The following is an 18,966-nucleotide window of genomic DNA, read 5'->3' on the forward strand; positions in this document are numbered from 1 at the left end:
TGGCTGGGCGGTCGCCCCGGCGAGGGCACCAGATCTACAGCCTGAACACGTTCACCTGCTGTTCCAGGTTCTGCGCCAGTTGCTGCAGGGAGCGGGCGGTCTCGGTGGTTTCCTCCACGGCCTGGCTGTTCTGCTGGGACATCTGGGCAATGCGCTCGACGTTGCGCGCCACATCCTGGCTGGCGGCGGTCTGTTCCCGCAGGGCCAGGGAGATCTGGTCCACCACCCGCACCACATTGCCGGAGGAGGTGCGGATATTGACGATGGCCTCGCCGGCCTGCTGGGCCTGTTCGACGCCGCTTTTCACCTGATTGACTCCGACGTCCATGCTGCTCACCGCTTCCCGGGTGCCCAGCTGGATCTTGTCGACCATCTCGGTGATCTCCTGGGTCGAATTGGCCGTGCGCTGGGCCAGCAGGCGCACTTCATCGGCGACCACGGCAAAGCCACGGCCTTGCTCGCCGGCCCGGGCGGCCTCGATGGCCGCATTGAGGGCCAGCAGGTTGGTCTGCTCGGCAATGCCCTTGATCACACTGACAATGCTGGAGATCTGTTCGGCATGCTGGCCCAGTTCACCGATCTGGGTGGCCGAAGCCTGCACGGTCTCGGCGATCAGGCGCATGCTGCCCAGGGTGTCCTGGATCACGCTGCCGCCTTCCTCGGACTGGCGCCCGGATTCGCTGGACAGGGCATGAGCGTCCCCGGCGTTGTCCGCCACATGGTTGATGCTCACCGTCAGTTCTTCCACCGTGGCGGCCATGGATGAGGCCGAGTGGGACTGTTCCTGGGCCGATGCCGAGAGCTGCAGCGAGGCACTGGAAATGCTCTGGGAGGCGCTCACCAGTTGCTCGGCTCCCAGCTTGATCTGGCTGATCATCGACCGCAGGCGTTCCTGCATGGCGGCGAAAGCCTGCTGCAGCTCGCTGACTTCATCGCGCCCCTGGGTGCTGATGCGGTTGTCCAGGTGGCCGGCGGCGATGGCCTCGGCCACTTCCACGGACTGGCGGATGCGTCCGACCAGGTTGCTCGACAGCGACCAGGCAACGAGCATGGCCAGCAGTGCCGCCAGCATGCCGCCGCCGAGCAGGATCGCCAGGGCCGAAGCCTTGGCGTTGTCCATGGCCTGGCTGCGGGCGTCCTGCAGGCTTTTTTCCGCTTCGCGCAACTCATTGGTGAGCTGGCGCATGGCGTCCATCTTGGCCTTGTCGCGGCCGGCGCTGATCTGCTCGGCCATGGCGGTGGCCGGCTGAGTCCCGGCATTGATCGCCCGGCGCAGGGCCAGGTTGCCCTGGATGTCCTCGCGCAGCCACTGGTCGTGCAGGGCCTTGAGTCGCTCCAGGCGCGCCTGCTGCTCGGGGTTGTCGGCGGTGCTGCTCTTGATCCGGGCGTAGTAGTCGGTAAAGGCTTTTTCGCCTTGTTCCAGAGGTTCGAGGAAGCTGTCGCGACCGGTCAGGGCATAACCGCGCATGCCGGTCTCGATATTGATCAGGCTGCGCAAGAGGGCGTCGGACTGGTTCAGCACTTCATGGCTGTGGATGGTGCTTTTGACGCTGCTGCTGACTTGATCGAAGCCGCGCAGGGCCGCCAGCACCAGCAGCAGGAGGATCAGCAGGACGACGCCGAAACCGGCATAGAGCTTTTGCGAAATGCTCAGATTGGAAAACATAGGAAGGACCGCTCCTAAACCGTTGACTGAATGCTTCACAGGGGCGTGCCTCGATGAGGCAGCGTGATAGCTCAATGATGTTTAAATGACATCAACGGTCCGACTTTTCCTGTACAAAAAAAGTTTCATGTACAGGAAAGTATTTTTGCGGGGCATGCAGAAGGGCGCGCCGAGCATGGCCCCAAGGGGGGCGGCTCGGCGTGCGGCAGGGGTCAGCTGGAGTGGGCGTTGCTATCTTCTTCGGGGTCGTCGCTTTCGGTCTGCCCCGGCAACTCGGTGATCACGCTGAAGTCGCTGACTTCCACTGCCCCCAGGCCATAGCCCAGCAGGTGGAAGGAGAAGGCCTTGCGGGTTTCCGGGTTGTCGAAGCTGAAGTCCATCTGCAACGGCTGGTCGGGTGTGACCAGCATTTCTTCCGGCAGGCCCAGGGGCACGTCCTGTTCCAGCTCCTTGCCCTTGAGCAGGATGTAGGCGTTTTGCTGCGGGTCGGCGGAGCGCACGGTGAAGCGCACCCGGGTCTGGGAGCCCTTGGGCATTTCCAGGTACTGGGCGCCGATCAGGTTGTCGGCCCAGTCGTCCTTGATCTGTGCCTGCAGCGGGATGATCGCCGGGCTGCCGAACTGGTAGTGCTGGTTCAGCGGCGACTGCAGCAGGCTGCGGTCCAGGTTCGCCGCACGCGCGCTGATCTGCCGGGCCCGCAGGCCGCCGTACTGGCCTTGCAGGCTGGCGCTGTCGGCGATGAAACCGGGGCTGGCGTAGTAGCGGCAGCGCTGTTGGAAGTCGCACTCGGTGAAGGTGCCCTGGCCATCGTGGTAGCGCAGCTTGCCGTTGGTGTAGGACATGATTTCCCGGCCCAGGGCATAGTCGCGCAACAGCGAGCGGCCGCTGAGGCTGGCGGGCACCGGCAGGCCGAAGTAGTCCAGCACCGAGGCGCTGAGGTCGACGTGGCCGTAGGTGCCGGACTTGAGATGGGGCAGCAGGTCCTGGTCCGGGGCGAGCATCAGGTTGAAGCCCCAGGACGAAGCCAGGCGCACGCCGTCGATGCCGTGGGACTCATCGGAGGTAATGATCACCAGGGTGTCCTTGAGCACGCCCTTGCGCTCCAGGCCCGTGAGGAACTGGTCGATGGCATCGTCCAGGTAGCCCACGGCGGCCTGCTTCGGCGTCTCATAGCGCTCCAGGTAGTCCTCGGGCGCCGAGTAGGGCTGGTGGGTGCCGACGGTCAGCAGGGTGAGCATCCACGGCTTCTTGTTCTTCTTCAGCTGGTCGACGTAGCCCAGGGCGCCTTCGAAGAAGGCCTTGTCGTCCTTGCCCCAGGGGAACTCCAGGTAGTTGTCGTTCTTGAACCACTCCAGGCCGTGGGTCGAATCGAAGCCGATGTGCGGCATGATCTTGTCCTTGGCCATGAAGCGCAGGCCGGCGCCCTGCAGGTAGTGGGTGTTGAAACCGAACTTGTGCATCTGCGCCGGCAGGCAGGCCTGGTTGCGCTGGCTCTGGGTGAGCATCTCGACGCCCTTGGGGGTGCCGTTGTCGAGCTTGTCGTAGTCGCCGCAGAGCATGGCGTACAGGCCGCGGATGGTCTGGTGGCTGTGCAGCACGTAGTCCGGGGTGTTCATGCCGCGCTCGGCCCAGGCGCTGAGCTTGGGCATCAGGTCTTCCTGGTAGCGGCTGTTCAGGGCTTCGCGGTTGGTGCGGATATAGGCACCGGGAATGCCTTCGAGGGTGATCAGCAGCACGTTGCGCGCGCGGCCAGCGCTGGGCAGCAGCGGCTGGCCTTCCAGGTCCAGGCGGGTGAGCCCGGCCATGGGCGGTGGGACATCGGCGACGTCGCCTTGCAGCCAGTCCTCCACCTGCATCTGCGCCTGGCCGGTGGCGGTGGCCAGGGCCTGGTGGGGCAGGTTGAACAGTTGCCACTGGTCGGCTTCGCTGGGCTTGAGGTACTGGATGCCGCCGTGGGCCACCAGCAACAGCACCGGCAGGCTCCAGCTATGGCGCGGCAGTGCCGGGGGGCGCACCCCGCGGTGGGCGCGCTGGACCACCAGCCACAGCACCAGCCCCAGCAACAGCGCCAGGCCCAGGTCCGGGTGGGTCAGGCCGCCGCCGGTGGAGTTGCCGACAAACTGCGGATCCACCAGGTAGTGCAGGTCGGCGAGGTTGGGCATGCGCCCCACGGCGCTTACCAGCTCGGCGCTGACCAGGGTCAGCAGGGCCCAGACCAGCAGCACCGGCAGCGCCAGCCACCAGGGCCGGCGGTACAGGAGTACGGTCAGCAGGCTGGCGCTGGCCAGGTCCGACAGATAGCCCAGCGGGTTGGACCAGCCCAGGGCCAGGCGCGCGCCCATGGGCAGCAGCAACAGCAGGCCGAACAGGGCGCACAGGGGTGCAAGAGGGTGTTTTAGGCAACGACGGATCAACTTCACAAATAACCTGCCTGTCATCAAATCTTCACGCAAATGTGCGCGATCTTAACAAGAGCTGACGGCAAGACGTTTCTTAATCGTCAAGGAAAGACCTGGGGACAGGCTTTGCGAATCGCCCCCAAGAGGCGGTGGAATCCGTGCAAAGCCCCAGCCTGGAAGGCTGGCGGCGAACAGGGGCAGGTTTCACACCGCTTGGATTTACTATTTCAGGTTGTTAAAAAAATGTGCCTTGGGTGCTGATGCCGATCAATCAAGGGCAAGCAGTGTAGGGGGGGCAGGGGAGCTTGCTCCGGCACCTATCGCGACCACTTGATGATCAGCCGGGCGAAAAACGCGCCGCTGACAATCACCGCGAACAGGCGCAGGGTCTGCATCGCCAGCACCAGGCCGACATCCGAATGGGTGTCCACCGCGATGATCGCCATGGCGTCCAGGCCGCCGGGGCTGGTGGCCAGGTAGAACGAGAGAAAGTCCTTGCCCATCCACAGGGCCAGCCCCCAGGCAGAGAGGGCACAGAGGGCGATCAGCAGCAGGGCGCCGCCGATCATCGCCGGCAGGTGGCCGAACACATAGCTCAGGGTCGGGCGGTCGAAGCGCAGGCCGATATAGCCGCCTATGGCGCCGTAGGCACAGGCCAGCAGCCAGGACGGCAGGCTGATCTGCAACAGCCCGCTGACCTGCAGCGCGCCGCCCAGCAGCAGCGGCACCAGCAGGGCCCCGGCAGGCACCCGCGAACCCAGGAGCACACCGCAGACAATCGCCACGATGCTCAGGCCAACATTCGGCAGGCTCATGCCGTGCAGGGCCATCTGGCTGGCGTGGGCCTTGCTGCCGCTGGCCGGAGCGCCGATCCAGTGGCTGACGAGGGCCCCGACCATCACCACGCACACCACCCGCACGTACTGCATGGTGGCCACCACCCGTGAGTCGGCGCCGAACTCGTCGGCCATCGACACCATGGCCGAGGCCGCACCGGGCGCCGTGCCCCAGGCCGCGGTGCTGGCGGCAATCGCGCCGAAGCGCACCAGCACCAGGCCCACCAGGGCGCTGAGGCTGACGGTGAGCAGGGTGGCCACCAGCATCACGTGCCAGGACTGGAGCATGGCCGTGAGCACGGCGAGGGTCATGGAGTGGGCGGCGAGCATGCCCACCGAGCCCTGGCCCAGGAGAAACGCCAGGCGCGGCACGCGGATGCTGGCACCGCACACGCCAAACAGGATCGCCGTGAGCATCGGCCCGAGAAACTGCCCGGCGGGAATCTCCAGGTACTTGAGCAACTGGCCGCTGATGCCGGCCAGCAACAGCCAGGCCGGCCATTGCAGTGCCTGGGGCCAGGTATTCAGGGATAGACGAAGCGATGGCGACAAGGGACGACTCTCCAAGACGCTGGCCACTCCTGTTGCGGGAGCGGTAAAACCTGCGCCGGAGCAAATTATTGATAGCGCGATTGATCAAGTCCAGTTTCTAATTGTGATCAACTCATAACTATTGTTGATCGATCATGGACCTGCGCGACCTGACCTATTTCGACACCATCGCCGAGCTCGGCCACCTGGGCCGGGCGGCGCAGAAGCTCAATCGCAGCCAGCCGGCGCTGACCAAGAGCATCCAGCGCCTGGAGGAGTCCTTCGGCACCAAGCTGTTCGAGCGTGAAGGCCGCGGCATCAAGCTCACCGCCGTGGGGGAGTTGCTGCAGCGGCGCAGCCGGCAACTGCAGCAGAACATCGCCGAGACCCACCGCGAGGTGCGGGACTTCGCCAGCGGCGTGCTCGGCAACATCCGCCTGGGCTGTGCTGCCAGCATGGCCGAACACCTGCTGCCGCAGATGACCGCCACTTTGCTGGAGCGGGCCCCGGACATCACCTTGAACCTGGTGATCGGCCAGGACGACCTGTTGCGCGAGTCCCTGCGCTCCGGGCGCCTGGACATGGTCATCTGCCCGATGTTCGAAGGCGACCCGCACCTGAGCCACCACACCCTGTTCGAAGACCGGGCGGTGGTGGTGGCCAGCCGCGACCACCCGATATTCGCCACGCCCATGCGCCTGCGCGACTTGTGCGCCTACCGCTGGGTGCTGCCGGGCACCCGGGTGTCGGCGCGACGCTGGATCGACAACGTGTTCCAGAGCCATGAACTGCCGCTGCCCTCGGTGCAGATAGAGACCAACACCATCTCCCTGTTGCCGCGGCTGATCGCCAAGACCGGGCTGCTGAGTTTTCTGGCCCGGGAAACCCTGGACGACTTCAAGGGCATCGCCCACCTGCGGGAAGTGCCCCTGGCGCAAACCTGCATGCGCCGCAGCATCGTGGTGCTGGTACGCGCCGAAGGCTACCTGTCGCCTGCAGCCCAGGCCCTGCTGGATCTGCTCAAGAGCGATGGGCGGCAATTCTTCACGGCGGGTGACGCCCTGTGAGCCAGGGCGGCGCAGGGCCTGGGGTCATTCGCCGCGGATGTACTGCTCCAGCTGGCGGATCAGGTCGGCCTGTTCGGCGATTGCTTCCTTGACCAGGTCGCCGATGGACAGCAGGCCCAGCAACTGGCCGTTTTCCACCACCGGCAGGTGGCGCAGGTGGCTGTCGGTCATGATGTTCATGCAGGTGTCCACGCTCTGGTGCGAGTCCACGGTGATTACCGGCGAGCTCATGATCGCGCTGACCGGGGTGCCCACCGAGGAGCGCCCGTGGAGTACCAGCTTGCGCGCGTAGTCGCGCTCGCTGATGACCCCGACCACCACGCCATTCTCCAGCACCGGCAAGGCGCCGACGTTTTTCTCGGCCATCACCATCAGCGCCTCCAGGACCATCTGGTGCGGGGCGATGGTGTGCACTTGCTGGTTGTGCTTGGCCTTGAGTTTCAGCAGTTCTGCGACGCTCTTCATGGGGCGCTCCGGTTGTTCTACGTGGGGCGGCGATGCGCCGCCCTGAGGGGTTTCTAAAGAATCGTAGAGACTCGGCCAACCAGCAAGGCTGAAAACGGCAGATAAACGGCGAAAAACGTCACCCCGAGGATTTTTTTTCACCACGGCCCCGATAAAGGGGCCGTTGCCGTCAGTTGAAGCGGTGCAGGGAGAAACTTTCCAGGTCGATTCCGCTGCAGCCGTCCACGTGCTGCTGGGCCAGGGCTTCGCCAATCGCCGCCGAATGCTTGAAGCCATGGCCGGAACAGGCGCTGACCACGGTGACATTGGCCAGGCGCGGGTGGCGGTCGATGATGAACCCCGAATCCGGGGTCACGGTGTAGGCACAGACGCTGGCCTTCACCAACTCGGGGGCCAATCCGGCGATATGGGGTGCGATCAGTTTGTGGAACAGGCGCTGGGCGTCGGCGCTGCTGGGCTGGCGGTCGAGGCTGTCCGGCTGGCTGCTGGCGCTGTACTGCTCGGTGGCGATCTTCACGCTGCCTTCGCCGGAAATCGGCGGGAAGCCGTAGCAGGCGTCCACGTCATCGGCGCTGTGGAGAATGAAGCTCGGGGAGCGGGCCGGGTAGCGCTCGGGCTCATCCAGGCGGAACCAGTACAGCTGCTGGCGGCACACCTGCAACAGCGAATCGAAGGGCGCCCCCAGCAACTGCGCCGACCACATGCCGGCGCTGACGATGACCTGTCGGGCAAACAGCCGCGAGCCGTCGCTGATGATGTGCACCCCGTCATCCTGGGCGTCCAGCTCCAGCACTGTCTGGCCGGTGATCAGGGTTGCCCCCAGTTGCCGGGCCCGGGTCAGTTGCGCATCGATGCAGCGTTCCGGGCGGACAAAGCCGCCGCCGGGTTCGAAGTAGCCCCGGGCGCTGTCATCCAGCGGGGCGAACTGCGGGAAGCGCCGGCGGATCTCGGCGGCGTCCAGCTCCTGGTGCTCGATGCCATAGCGCCGGGCCAGCTCGATGCTGTTGTCGGTGAAGTCCCGGGCCCCTGCCGGGCGCTGCGGGTCGGTGCTGGCGGTCATCACCAGCACCCCGCATTGCTCGAACAACTGCACATCCAGCTCCGCCTCCAGTTCGCGCCAGATCTGCTGCGAGCGGATCGCCAGGGGCACATAGGCCGCCCCTTCGCCCACCGCCTGGCGGGTGATGCGGGTGTCGCCGTGGCTGGAACCCAGGTCGTGGGGCGGGGCGAAGCGGTCGATGCCCGCCACCCTTACCCCGCGCTTGGCCAGTTGATAGAGGGTGGCGGCGCCCATGGCGCCCAGGCCTACGACTACAACATCGAAATCCGGTGTGTGCACGGCAAGATCCTTGGGATGGAAGGCTCAGCAGTTATTGATAGTGGCCAGGGTCATGGGCGCGATGATCCGGTGGAACGGCGCCACCGGCAGCATGTACAGGCGCCCCAGGCGGTTGTGCGGGTGGACCACGGTGGACAGCACCACCGGGCGCCGGCCCTCGGCGTCCAGCGGCAGGCGGTTGAGCGACAGGTGCACGTCCAGGTGCTTGTCGCGGTCCACCACCAGCACCTCGTCGGGGCTCTGGGAAATCAGGGTGAAGATACCCACCCGGTCGCCGGGCTGGTAATCCTCGTCGGGGCGCGACAGGTCGATGTGGGTCAGGCGCCCCAGGTCCTTGAGGCCGAACAGCTGCACCACGCGGTTGCGCAGGCCCATCAGGCGGTCGATCCAGGCCGGGGTCTGGCTCATCAGGCACAGCAGGTGACGCATGGCGCTGCGTTCGGGGTCCTCGGCCAGGGTGCGGCGGCAGTCGATGAAGGTGGCACCCGGGGCCAGGGCCGCGATGCTGGAGTCATGGGGCAACGGGCAAGGGTGTACGGCAGACTTCATCGGTGCAGCTCCCTGAAAGTTGGCGGCCTTGGCTTCATGCCGATCAGTCACGCCAGAAGTCGCAAAAAATACCACTTCCTGAGGCGAGGAGCAGCCTGTGGCAGCGACAGGGGCCGCGGGCCCCTCTGCTGTCTTCAGGATCGCTGCGTTTGCTGCGTCGGTATGCCGCCCAAGCCATTCGCGCCTGCGCCAGCGGCTGCAGGGAACGCAAAAAAGGCGCCCGAAGGCGCCAAGGATTCACCCCAACCGAGGGAGCCGGGTGAAGCCGTTCGCAGGAGTGTCGCGGTGGTAAGGCGCGACGTGAACGGAAAAAGGCGAGCGGTGCCCGCCAGCGGCGGGCAGCTTGAGTCATTTGCCCAGCTTGATCCTGGTCCAGCCGCGGTTCATCACGCGCTGGATGGCGATCGGCTGGTCCGGTACTGCGTAGAGGGTGGCCAGTACGGCCTGGGGCGGGTAGGACGCCGGGTCGTTGCGGATCGCTTCGTCCACCAGCGGCGTGGCCGCCGCGTTGGCGTTGCTGTAGCCCAGGCTGTTGGTGACCTCGGCGATGATGTCCGCGCGCATCAGGAAATTCATGAACAGGTAGGCGTTGTCGACGTTGGTGGCGTCCTTGGGGATGGCCATCATGTCGTAGAAGCTGCCGGCGCCTTCCTTGGGAATGCTGAACGCGACCTTCTCCTTGTTGCCGGCCTCTTCGGCGCGGGAACGGGCCTGCAGCACGTCGCCGGAATAACCCACGGCCACGCAGATGTTGCCGTTGGCCAGGTCCGAGATGTACTTGGAGGAGTGGAAGTAGGTCACCGAAGGACGGATCTTCATGAACAGGGCTTCGGCTTCGAGGATCTGCGCCTTGTCCTTGCTGGTCACCGGGTAGCCCAGGTAGTGCAGGGCGGCGGGGAGCATCTCGGTGGGCGAGTCGAGGAAGCTGATGCCGCAGGCCTTGAGCTTCTCGGCGTTCTCCGGCTTGAACAGCAGGTCCCAGGAGTTGGTCGGGGCGTCGGCGCCCAGGGCCGCCCTGACCTTGTCCGGGTTGTAGCCGATGCCGATCGAACCCCACATGTAGGGGAAGGCATGGGCGTTGTCCGGGTCGCTGGCGGAGGCGTTTTTCAGCAGCACCGGGTTGAGGTTCTTCCAGTTGGGCAAGCGGGACTTGTCCAGTTCCTGGTAGACCCCGGCCTTGATCTGCTTGGCCAGGAAGCTGTTGGACGGCACCACGATGTCGTAGCCGGACTTGCCGGTGAGCAGGCGCGCTTCCAGGGTTTCGTTGCTGTCGAAGACGTCGTAGGTGACGTGGATGCCGGTCTCGGCCTCGAACTTCTTCAGGGTGTCCGGGGCGATGTAGTCCGACCAGTTGTAGACGCGCAGCACTTTGTCGTTGGCTTGAGCGCCGGTAACCATTGCGCCCATCAAGGACAGTGAGAGCAGAGTCCTGCCAAGCATTTTCATCACTACAACTCCATTTCTTATTGTGCAGATTGCTGCGTGTGCAACTCGAGGGTTCGGGGTGAGCCTTTTTCGCCAGCAAGCTGGCTCCTACAGGTTTGGGTCATCCGTAGGAGCCAGCTTGCTGGCGAAGAGGCGGTTAGGCCGTCGCAGGTGTTCGTACCGCAGGTTTTTTCGCTGCCGGTGGCTGCCAGGATTCGTTGGCGGTGAAGTCCATGGCCTCCTGGATCGCCCGCTTGCGGGCGGCCTCGGCGCGGCGGCCAAAGTACCAGACCAGGAAGGTCACCAGGGACACCGCCAGCAGGATCAGGCTGGCCACGGCGTTGATTTCCGGCTTGACCCCCAGGCGCACCGCCGAGAACACTTCCATCGGCAAGGTGGTGGAACCCGGGCCGGAAACGAAGCTGGCCAGTACCAGGTCATCCAGGGACAGGGCGAAGGACATCATGCCGCCGGCCGCCAGTGACGGCGCGATCATCGGAATGGTGATCAGGAAGAACACCTTGAACGGTCGCGCTCCCAGGTCCATGGCCGCTTCTTCGATGGACAGGTCCAGCTCCCGCAGGCGCGCGGAGACTACCACGGCTACATAGGCTGCGCAGAATGTGGTGTGGGCGATCCAGATGGTTACGATGCCGCGCTCCATGGGCCAGCCGATCAATTGCGCCATGGCCACGAACAGCAGCAGCAAGGACAGGCCGGTGATCACTTCCGGCATCACCAGCGGCGCGGTGACCAGGCCGCCGAACAGCGTGCGGCCCTTGAAACGGGTGACCCGGGTCAGCACGAAGGCCGCCAGGGTGCCCAGGGCCACCGCGGCAATGGCGGTGTAGCAGGCGATCTCCAGGGAGCGCATTACCGAGCCCATCAGTTGCTGGTTGTCCAGCAGGCCGACGTACCACTTGATCGACCAGCCGCCCCACACTGTCACCAGCTTGGAGGCGTTGAACGAGTAGATCACCAGGATCAGCATCGGCAGGTAGATGAACAGCAGGCCCAGCACCAGCATCAGTTTGGAAAATTCGAAGCGTTTCATGCCCGTGCCTCCATCTCTTTGGCCTGGCTGCGGTTGAACAGCAAGATCGGGATAATCAGGATCGCCAGCATCACCACCGCCAGGGCGGAGGCCACCGGCCAGTCACGGTTGTTGAAGAACTCTTGCCACAGTACGCGGCCGATCATCAGGGTTTCCGGACCGCCCAAGAGTTCCGGAATCACGAACTCGCCCACCACCGGAATGAACACCAGCATGCAGCCGGCAATGATGCCGTTCTTGGCCAGGGGCACGGTGATTTTCCAGAAGTTGTTGAAGTTGCTCGAACCCAGGTCCGAAGCGGCTTCCAGCAGGCTCTGGTCATGCTTGACCAGGTTGGCGTACAGCGGCAGCACCATGAACGGCAGGTAGGCGTAGACCACGCCTATATAGACGGCGGTGTTGGTGTTGAGGATTTCCAGGGGCTGGCTGATCAGCCCGGTCCACATCAGGAAGCTGTTGAGCAGGCCGTTGTTGCTGAGGATGCCCATCCAGGCGTAGACGCGGATCAGGATCGCGGTCCAGGTCGGCATCATGATCAGCAGCAGCAAGACGTTCTGCGCCTCCTTGCTGGCCTTGGAGATGGCATAGGCCATGGGGAAACCCACCACCAGGCACATCAGGGTGCTCAGCAGGGCTACCTTCAGCGAACCCAGGTAGGCCGAGAAATACAGCTCGTCGCCGGCCAACATGGCGTAGTTGCCGAGGTTCAGCAGCAGCTGGAATTTCTGTTCGGCGTAGCTGTAGATCTCCGAGTAGGGCGGAATCGCCAGGGCCGCTTCCGAGAAGCTGATCTTCATCACCAGGAAGAACGGCAGCATGAAGAACAGGAACAGCCAGAGGAAAGGAATGCCGATCACCAGCTTGCGACCGCTGGGCAGCATACGGAACAGATTCTGATTGAAAGTGCTCATGGTCGATGTACTCATGCTCGCAGTACCACGCCGCTGTCGTCTTCCCACCAGACGTAGACTTCGTCATCCCAGGTTGGCCGCGAGCCGCGACGCTCGGCGTTGGCCATGAACGACTGGACAATCTTGCCGCCAGGCAGCTCGACGTAGAACACCGAGTGGCCGCCCAGGTAGGCGATGTCATGCACCTTGCCCTTGGACCAGTTGTAGCGGGCATCGGGCTTGAGGGTGGTGACCAGCATCTTTTCCGGGCGGATGGCGTAGGTCACCGACTTGTCCTGCACCGAGGTGCTGACCCCGTGGCCGACGTAGATCTGCTGCTCGAGGTCCGCGCAGTCGATGATGGCGTAGCCTTCCAGGTCTTCGGTAACGGTGCCGTCGAAGGCGTTGACGTTGCCGATGAATTCGCACACCAGGCGGCTCACCGGCGCTTCGTAGATGTCCACCGGGCTGCCGGTCTGGGCGATCCAGCCCAGGTGCATGATGGCGATGCGCTGGGCCATGGTCATGGCCTCTTCCTGGTCGTGGGTCACCATCACGCAGGTCACGCCCACGCGCTCGATGATCTCCACCAGTTCCAGTTGCATCTGCGAGCGCAGCTTCTTGTCCAGGGCGCCCATGGGTTCGTCCAGCAAGAGCAGCTTGGGGCGCTTGGCCAGGGAGCGGGCCAGGGCCACGCGCTGGCGCTGGCCACCGGAGAGCTGGTGCGGCTTGCGCTTGGCGTACTGGGTCATGTGCACCAGCTTGAGCATTTCCTCGACCCGGGCGTCGATCTCGCTGGCCGGCAGGCGGTCCTGCTTGAGGCCGAAGGCAATGTTCTGGGCCACGGTCATGTGGGGGAACAGGGCGTAGGACTGGAACATCATGTTGATCGGCCGCTCGTAGGGCGGCATGTCGGTGATGTCCACGCCATCCAGCAGGATGCGGCCTTCGGTGGGGCGTTCGAAGCCGGCGAGCATGCGCAGCAGGGTGGATTTGCCGGAGCCGGAACCGCCCAGCAGGGCAAAGATCTCGCCTTGGTGGATCTCCAGGGACACATCGTCCACGGCCACGGTTTCATCGAACTTCTTGGTCACGCGGTCGATCTTGACCAGGACCTTCTGCGGGCTCGGAGTGCCTTCGAGGGCCTTGCGGTAAGTGCTGGAGGCGTTTGCCATGTGAAACTCCCAACAGGTGTCAGCAGCCCGATCAATTCGGCCGGGCCTAAAGGTTGATTGCCAGCCCGCAGTGAGTGCGGGCTGATTCGGCGCTGCCTCCCTGGCGGCCTGACGCTATTTGTTGTTGTGGTCTTGCCGTGTGTTGCTCACGCTGGACGACGGGCGCGCACAGGCGCGCTCGCCGCGGGGCAGGGCGTGATGAATCGTCTGGGTTGTGGCCGCGGCCGGTGGTTCAGCGCCGTTGTGCGGCCCGTTGCCGGCAGGCGTCGCCAAAGGCCTGGAAGATCCGCAGGTAGGCCGGGTTCGACAGCACCTGCCATTCCGGGTGCCACTGCACGCCGAAGGCGAAGGCCTTGCTGTGTTCCACCGACAGCGCCTCGATCAGGCCGTCCGGGGCCACGGCCTCGACCCGCAGGCCGGGGGCCAGGCGGTCGACGCCCTGGCTGTGGATCGAGTTGACCTGGATCTCGCCGCCCAGGCCCATGGCCTCGAACACACCGCCGGGCTGGATCGCCACCGGGTGCGCCGGGGCGTACTGCACTTCGATGCGCGGATCGTCGGCTTCGCGGTGGTCCATGTAGCCCGGCAGTTCATGCACCTTCTGGTGCAGGCTGCCGCCGAAGGCCACGTTCATTTCCTGGAAGCCGCGGCAGATGCCGAGCACCGGCACGCCGGCGGCAATCGCCGCGCGCAGCAGGGGCAGGGTGGTGGCATCGCGCTGCGGGTCGTGGGCGGTGCCCGGCTCGCTGGGAGTGCCTTGGTAATGGAAGGGTTCGACATTGGAGGGCGAGCCGGTAAACAGCAGCCCATCCACTTGCCGCAGCAGATCGTCGATGTCGATCAGATCCGCCAGGGAAGGAATGATCAGGGGCAGGCCCTCGGCCGCGACGCTGACAGCACGCAAGTACTTGTCGCCGCTGACGTGGTAGGGGTGCAGGCCGATCTCTTTGACGCACGCAGTAACGCCGATCAATGGCTTGAATGCCATTTTTATCACCTCGAAATTCACGCTGGAACGAGTTTTTCCAGAGCTTATCCTCGTTGATTTTAATTAACAACTTCCGTGTAAAAAATTCTAAACATTTTCTGCTTGAAACCCGCAGGCGGCGCGGATTGCGCGGTGTATCAACCTTTAACGAGGCAAAATAATTGACGAATGGTGGGTGCTGTTGGCTATTGACTCCGGTTTTTCTTTCGGGTTGACTGCTGACGTGTCACAGCAGTGAACATAATAATTAACACAATAGGTGCATCATGTCGGTCCCCCCGCGTGCCATTCAACTCAATGAAGCCAATGCCTTCCTGAAAAAACACCCCGAGGTTCTCTACGTCGATCTGCTGATTGCAGACATGAACGGTGTGGTGCGCGGCAAGCGCATCGAACGCACCGCGCTGCACAAGGTCTATGAGAAGGGCATCAACCTGCCCGCCTCGCTGTTTGCCCTGGATATCAACGGTTCCACGGTGGAAAGCACCGGCCTGGGCCTGGACATCGGCGACGCCGACCGCATCTGCTACCCGATCCCCGGCACCCTGAGCGTCGAGCCCTGGCAGAAGCGCCCCACCGCGCAACTGCTGATGACCATGCACGAGATCGAAGGCCAGCCGTTCTTCGCCGACCCCCGCGAAGTGCTGCGCCAGGTGGTGAGCAAGTTCGACGAGATGGGCCTGACCATCTGCGCCGCCTTCGAGCTGGAGTTCTACCTGATCGACCAGGACAACGTGAACGGCCGTCCGCAGTCGCCCCGTTCGCCGATCTCCGGCAAGCGTCCGCAGTCGACCCAGGTCTACCTGATCGACGATCTCGACGAATACGTCGACTGCCTGCAAGACATCCTCGAAGGCGCGAAAGAGCAGGGCATTCCCGCCGACGCCATCGTCAAGGAAAGTGCCCCGGCACAATTCGAAGTCAACCTGCACCACGTCAGCGACCCGATCAAAGCCTGCGATTACGCGGTGCTGCTCAAGCGCCTGGTGAAGAACATCGCCTACGACCATGAAATGGACACCACCTTCATGGCCAAGCCTTACCCGGGCCAGGCGGGCAATGGCTTGCACGTGCACATCTCGATCCTCGACAAGCAGGGCAACAACATCTTCGCCAGCGAAGACCCAGAGACCAACGAGGCCCTGCGCCATGCGATCGGCGGTGTGCTGGACACCCTGCCGCAGCAGATGGCGTTCCTGTGCCCCAACGTCAACTCCTACCGCCGTTTCGGCGCGCAGTTCTATGTACCGAACTCGCCGACCTGGGGCATCGACAACCGCACCGTGGCCGTGCGCGTGCCCACCGGTTCTGCCGACGCGGTGCGGATCGAACACCGGGTGGCCGGCGCCGACGCCAACCCTTACCTGCTGATGGCTTCGGTGCTGGCGGGTATTCACCACGGCCTGACCAACAAGATCGATCCGGGCGCGCCGGTTGAAGGCAATTCCTACGAGCAGAACGAACAAAGCCTGCCCACCAACCTGCGTGACGCCTTGCGCGTACTGGACGACAGCGAAGTGATGGCCAAGTACATCGACCCGATGTACATCGACGTGTTCGTGGCCTGTAAGGAAAGCGAGCTGGCGGAGTTCGAAAACTCCATCTCCGACCTGGAATACAACTGGTACCTGCACACGGTCTGATGACCGTGTCGCCTCCTGTATTGAGTATTTGCCATGACTAAATCCCGCAGCGACTGGGAGCAGCACTTCCAGTCCCTCAGCCTCGAAGGCCGTGCCTTTATCGACGGCCAGTACTGCGCCGCCGCCAGCGGCGCGACCTTTGAATGCCTGAGCCCGGTGGACGGGCGCTTCCTGGCCAACGTTGCCAGCACCGATCAGGCCGATGCCGATCGTGCGGTGGCGGTGGCGCGCCAGGCGTTCAACAGTGGCGTGTGGTCGGGCCTGGCGCCGGCCGAGCGCAAGCGCATCCTGATTCGTTTCGCCGACCTGATCCTGGCGCACCAGGAAGAACTGGCGCTCCTGGAAACCCTGGACATGGGCAAGCCGATTGGCGACTCCATGGCCATCGACATTCCGGCTACGGCCAACGCCATCCGCTGGAACGCCGAAGCCATCGACAAGCTCTACGATGAAGTGGCGGCCACGCCCCACGACCAGTTGGGCCTGGTGACCCGGGAACCGGCAGGCGTGGTGGCGGCCATCGTGCCGTGGAATTTTCCGCTGATCATGGCCAGCTGGAAATTCGCCCCGGCCCTGGCGGCGGGCAACTCGTTCATTCTCAAACCGTCGGAAAAGTCGCCGCTGACCGCGATCCGCATCGCCCAGCTGGCCCTGGACGCCGGCATCCCCAAAGGCGTGTTCAACGTCCTGCCGGGCTACGGCCACACCGTCGGCAAGGCCCTGGCCCTGCACACGGATGTGGACGTGCTGGCCTTCACCGGCTCCACCGCCGTGGGCAAGCAACTGTTGGTGTATGCCGGCGAGAGCAACATGAAGCGGGTGTGGCTGGAAGCCGGTGGCAAGAGCCCCAACGTGGTGTTTGCCGATGCCCCGGACCTGCGCGCCGCAGCCGAAGCAGCGGCTGCGGCCATTGCCTTCAACCAGGGCGAAGTCTGCACCGCCGGTTCGCGCCTGCTGGTGCAGCGCTCGATCCGCGAGCAGTTCATCCCCCTGCTGGTGGAGGCCCTCAAGGGCTGGAAGCCGGGCCACGCCCTCGACCCCGAGACCCGGGTTGGTGCCGTGGTTGACCAGCGCCAGCTGGACAACGTGCTGCGCTACATCGAGATCGGCAAGGAGCAGGGCGGCCAACTGCTGGCCGGTGGTGTCCGCACCCTGGAAAGCAGCGGCGGCCTGTATGTCGAGCCGACGATCTTCGACGGCGTGACCAACGCCATGACCATCGCCCGGGAAGAAATCTTCGGCCCCGTGCTGTCGGTCATCAGTTTCGATACCGAAGAAGAGGCGCTACAGATCGCCAACGACAGCATCTTCGGCCTGGCGGCCGGGGTCTGGACCGCCAACCTCAGCCGCGCCCACCGTTTTGCCCGTGGCCTGCGGGCCGGCAGTGTGTGGGTCAACCAGTACGACGGTGGCGACATGACCGCGCCGTTCGGCGGCTTCAAGCAGTCCGGCAATGGCCGCGACAAGTCGTTGCACGCCTTCGACAAATACACCGAGCTCAAAGCGACCTGGATCAAGCTCTAACTCTTATAACAACAGCGGCGGCGGGCCTGGGCCCGTACCCGCTGGGGAATTTCTCATGCAAACCTACGTGAACAGCTACTACGCGGCGACCCGCAACCAGACCACCGACTACCCGCAACTCGAAGAGTTGGTGGAGTGCGACGTCTGCGTGATCGGCGCCGGCTACACCGGCCTGTCCTCGGCCTTGTTCCTGGCGGAAGCCGGCTACAGCGTCACCGTGCTGGAAGCGGCCAAGGTCGGCTTCGGCGCCAGCGGGCGCAACGGCGGGCAACTGGTCAACTCCTACAGCCGCGACGTGGACGTGATCGAAGAACGCTACGGCGAAAAAAGCGCCGAAGTGCTCGGCAGCATGATCTTCGAAGGCGCCGACATCATCCGCCAGCGCATCCAGCACTACGACATCCAGTGCGACTACCGCCCCGGTGGCATCTTCGCCGCCCTGAACAACAAGCAGCTCAAGGGCCTGGCGGAACAGAAGCGCAACTGGGAGCGCCTGGGCAATAACAACTTGAAGATGCTCGACAAGGCGCAGATCGACCGCGAAGTCGGCACCAAGAACTACATCGGCGGCCTGCTGGACATGCAGGGCGGCCACATCCACCCGCTGAACCTGGCCCTGGGCGAAGCCAGCGCCATCATCGGCCTGGGCGGCAAGATCTTCGAACAGTCGGCGGCGGTGGAAATCACCTACGGCGAACCCAACGTGGTGCGTACCGCCAAAGGCGTGGTGCGGGCCAAGTACCTGCTGATCGCCGGCAACGCCTACCTGCAGCAGGACCTCGACCCCCGCGTCACCCGCAAGAGCATGCCCTGTGGTTCGCAGATCGTGGTTACCGAGCAACTGCCGGAACAACTGGCCCGCAGCCTGATCGCCAACAACTACTGTGTGGAAGACTGCAACTACCTGCTGGACTACTTCCGCCTGACCGGCGACAACCGCCTGCTGTACGGCGGCGGCGTGGTCTACGGCGCCCGGGAGCCGGACGACATCGAGCAACTGATCCGGCCGAAGATCCTCAAGACCTTCCCCCAGCTCAAGGACGTGAAGATCGACTACCGCTGGACCGGCAATTTCCTGCTGACCATGTCGCGCATGCCGCAATTCGGCCGTATTGAAAAGAACGCCTACTACATGCAGGGCTACAGCGGCCACGGTGTTACCTGTTCGCACCTGGCGGGCAAGCTGATTGCCGAAATGATCCGCGGCGACGCCGAACGCTTCAACGCCTTCGCCTCCCTGCCGCACATGCCGATGATCGGCGGGCGCACCTTCCAGGCCCCGTTGACCGCCATGGGCGCCGCGTACTACGCCCTGCGCGACCGCTTCGGCATCTGAATGTGCACCGCGGCTACAGCCTCCACCCTGTAGCCGCTGCCGCAGGCTGCGACGAGGTCCGCAGGACCTCCCGACGCCC

At 64.2% G+C, this 18,966-nt stretch carries 15 protein-coding genes; 4 read left to right on the forward strand and 11 right to left on the reverse strand.

The window, feature by feature from the left end; translation table 11 throughout:
• Positions 1-34: 34 nt before the first annotated feature.
• The 3 genes from AC1RGE_RS01660 to AC1RGE_RS01670 form a co-directional block, all read right to left on the reverse strand.
• On the reverse strand, positions 35-1,666 hold the full coding sequence (locus AC1RGE_RS01660) for a methyl-accepting chemotaxis protein (RefSeq protein WP_011060626.1): 1,632 nt from the start codon (positions 1,664-1,666) through the stop codon (positions 35-37).
• 212 nt (positions 1,667-1,878) lie between these two features.
• Positions 1,879-4,104 (reverse strand): LTA synthase family protein, encoded by a 2,226-nt coding sequence (locus AC1RGE_RS01665; RefSeq protein ID WP_492583098.1) that lies wholly within the window; start codon positions 4,102-4,104, stop codon positions 1,879-1,881.
• 278 nt (positions 4,105-4,382) lie between these two features.
• The gene (locus AC1RGE_RS01670; RefSeq protein WP_492583100.1) at positions 4,383-5,453 is read right to left on the reverse strand and encodes an AbrB family transcriptional regulator; all 1,071 of its coding nucleotides are present in this window, start codon (positions 5,451-5,453) and stop codon (positions 4,383-4,385) included.
• Positions 5,454-5,587: 134 nt separating this feature from the next.
• Between AC1RGE_RS01670 and AC1RGE_RS01675 the strand changes: the two genes are divergently transcribed.
• The gene (locus tag AC1RGE_RS01675) at positions 5,588-6,499 is read left to right on the forward strand and encodes a LysR family transcriptional regulator (RefSeq protein WP_011060629.1); all 912 of its coding nucleotides are present in this window, start codon (positions 5,588-5,590) and stop codon (positions 6,497-6,499) included.
• A 24-nt stretch (positions 6,500-6,523) separates the two neighbouring features.
• Here the strand turns inward: AC1RGE_RS01675 and AC1RGE_RS01680 are convergent, their stop codons facing one another.
• The 8 genes from AC1RGE_RS01680 to AC1RGE_RS01715 all read right to left on the reverse strand — a co-directional run bounded on the left by AC1RGE_RS01680 (position 6,524) and on the right by AC1RGE_RS01715 (position 14,384).
• Complete coding sequence (locus AC1RGE_RS01680) at positions 6,524-6,964, reverse strand: CBS domain-containing protein (protein WP_011060630.1); 441 nt, start codon at positions 6,962-6,964, stop codon at positions 6,524-6,526.
• A 169-nt stretch (positions 6,965-7,133) separates the two neighbouring features.
• The gene (gene solA / locus AC1RGE_RS01685) at positions 7,134-8,303 is read right to left on the reverse strand and encodes an N-methyl-L-tryptophan oxidase (protein ID WP_492583102.1); all 1,170 of its coding nucleotides are present in this window, start codon (positions 8,301-8,303) and stop codon (positions 7,134-7,136) included.
• A gap of 24 nt (positions 8,304-8,327) precedes the next feature.
• Positions 8,328-8,852 (reverse strand): DUF2867 domain-containing protein, encoded by a 525-nt coding sequence (locus AC1RGE_RS01690; protein ID WP_492583104.1) that lies wholly within the window; start codon positions 8,850-8,852, stop codon positions 8,328-8,330.
• Positions 8,853-9,200: 348 nt separating this feature from the next.
• The gene (locus AC1RGE_RS01695; RefSeq protein WP_072442416.1) at positions 9,201-10,298 is read right to left on the reverse strand and encodes a polyamine ABC transporter substrate-binding protein; all 1,098 of its coding nucleotides are present in this window, start codon (positions 10,296-10,298) and stop codon (positions 9,201-9,203) included.
• 136 nt (positions 10,299-10,434) lie between these two features.
• Positions 10,435-11,331: an ABC transporter permease subunit gene (locus AC1RGE_RS01700; RefSeq protein WP_011060635.1), complete on the reverse strand. Its 897-nt coding sequence runs from the start codon at positions 11,329-11,331 to the stop codon at positions 10,435-10,437.
• Positions 11,328-12,209, reverse strand: coding sequence for an ABC transporter permease subunit (locus tag AC1RGE_RS01705; RefSeq protein ID WP_162865010.1), 882 nt, complete (start codon positions 12,207-12,209; stop codon positions 11,328-11,330). Before AC1RGE_RS01705 ends, AC1RGE_RS01700 begins: the two co-directional genes overlap by 4 nt.
• A 44-nt stretch (positions 12,210-12,253) precedes the next feature.
• Entirely contained in the window at positions 12,254-13,396 is a 1,143-nt protein-coding gene (locus tag AC1RGE_RS01710; protein WP_011060637.1) for an ABC transporter ATP-binding protein, read from the reverse strand.
• A gap of 232 nt (positions 13,397-13,628) precedes the next feature.
• A complete protein-coding gene (locus AC1RGE_RS01715) occupies positions 13,629-14,384 on the reverse strand; it encodes a gamma-glutamyl-gamma-aminobutyrate hydrolase family protein (RefSeq protein WP_011060638.1) in 756 nt (251 codons plus the stop codon).
• Positions 14,385-14,650: 266 nt separating this feature from the next.
• On the opposite strand from AC1RGE_RS01715, the gene AC1RGE_RS01720 reads away from it, so the two are divergent.
• From AC1RGE_RS01720 to AC1RGE_RS01730, 3 genes are read left to right on the forward strand one after another with little or no spacing between them, the layout of a single operon-like run.
• The gene (locus AC1RGE_RS01720) at positions 14,651-16,027 is read left to right on the forward strand and encodes a glutamine synthetase family protein (RefSeq protein ID WP_492583106.1); all 1,377 of its coding nucleotides are present in this window, start codon (positions 14,651-14,653) and stop codon (positions 16,025-16,027) included.
• Between the two features lie 33 nt (positions 16,028-16,060).
• Entirely contained in the window at positions 16,061-17,551 is a 1,491-nt protein-coding gene (locus AC1RGE_RS01725) for an aldehyde dehydrogenase (protein WP_492583108.1), read from the forward strand.
• 55 nt (positions 17,552-17,606) lie between these two features.
• Positions 17,607-18,887 (forward strand): NAD(P)/FAD-dependent oxidoreductase, encoded by a 1,281-nt coding sequence (locus tag AC1RGE_RS01730; protein WP_125063140.1) that lies wholly within the window; start codon positions 17,607-17,609, stop codon positions 18,885-18,887.
• Positions 18,888-18,966 lie beyond the last annotated feature (79 nt).

The organism is Pseudomonas sp. GW823-FHT02C05, assembly GCF_058797595.1.

Coding starts and splice junctions, on each gene's coding strand:
- AC1RGE_RS01660 (WP_011060626.1), bottom strand. CDS start 1,666: ATGTTTTCCAATCTGAGCATTTCGCAAAAGCTCTATGCCGGTTTCGGC.
- AC1RGE_RS01665 (WP_492583098.1), bottom strand. CDS start 4,104: ATGACAGGCAGGTTATTTGTGAAGTTGATCCGTCGTTGCCTAAAACAC.
- AC1RGE_RS01675 (WP_011060629.1), top strand. CDS start 5,588: ATGGACCTGCGCGACCTGACCTATTTCGACACCATCGCCGAGCTCGGC.
- AC1RGE_RS01680 (WP_011060630.1), bottom strand. CDS start 6,964: ATGAAGAGCGTCGCAGAACTGCTGAAACTCAAGGCCAAGCACAACCAG.
- AC1RGE_RS01690 (WP_492583104.1), bottom strand. CDS start 8,852: ATGAAGTCTGCCGTACACCCTTGCCCGTTGCCCCATGACTCCAGCATC.
- AC1RGE_RS01695 (WP_072442416.1), bottom strand. CDS start 10,298: ATGAAAATGCTTGGCAGGACTCTGCTCTCACTGTCCTTGATGGGCGCA.
- AC1RGE_RS01700 (WP_011060635.1), bottom strand. CDS start 11,331: ATGAAACGCTTCGAATTTTCCAAACTGATGCTGGTGCTGGGCCTGCTG.
- AC1RGE_RS01710 (WP_011060637.1), bottom strand. CDS start 13,396: ATGGCAAACGCCTCCAGCACTTACCGCAAGGCCCTCGAAGGCACTCCG.
- AC1RGE_RS01715 (WP_011060638.1), bottom strand. CDS start 14,384: ATGGCATTCAAGCCATTGATCGGCGTTACTGCGTGCGTCAAAGAGATC.
- AC1RGE_RS01720 (WP_492583106.1), top strand. CDS start 14,651: ATGTCGGTCCCCCCGCGTGCCATTCAACTCAATGAAGCCAATGCCTTC.
- AC1RGE_RS01725 (WP_492583108.1), top strand. CDS start 16,061: ATGACTAAATCCCGCAGCGACTGGGAGCAGCACTTCCAGTCCCTCAGC.
- AC1RGE_RS01730 (WP_125063140.1), top strand. CDS start 17,607: ATGCAAACCTACGTGAACAGCTACTACGCGGCGACCCGCAACCAGACC.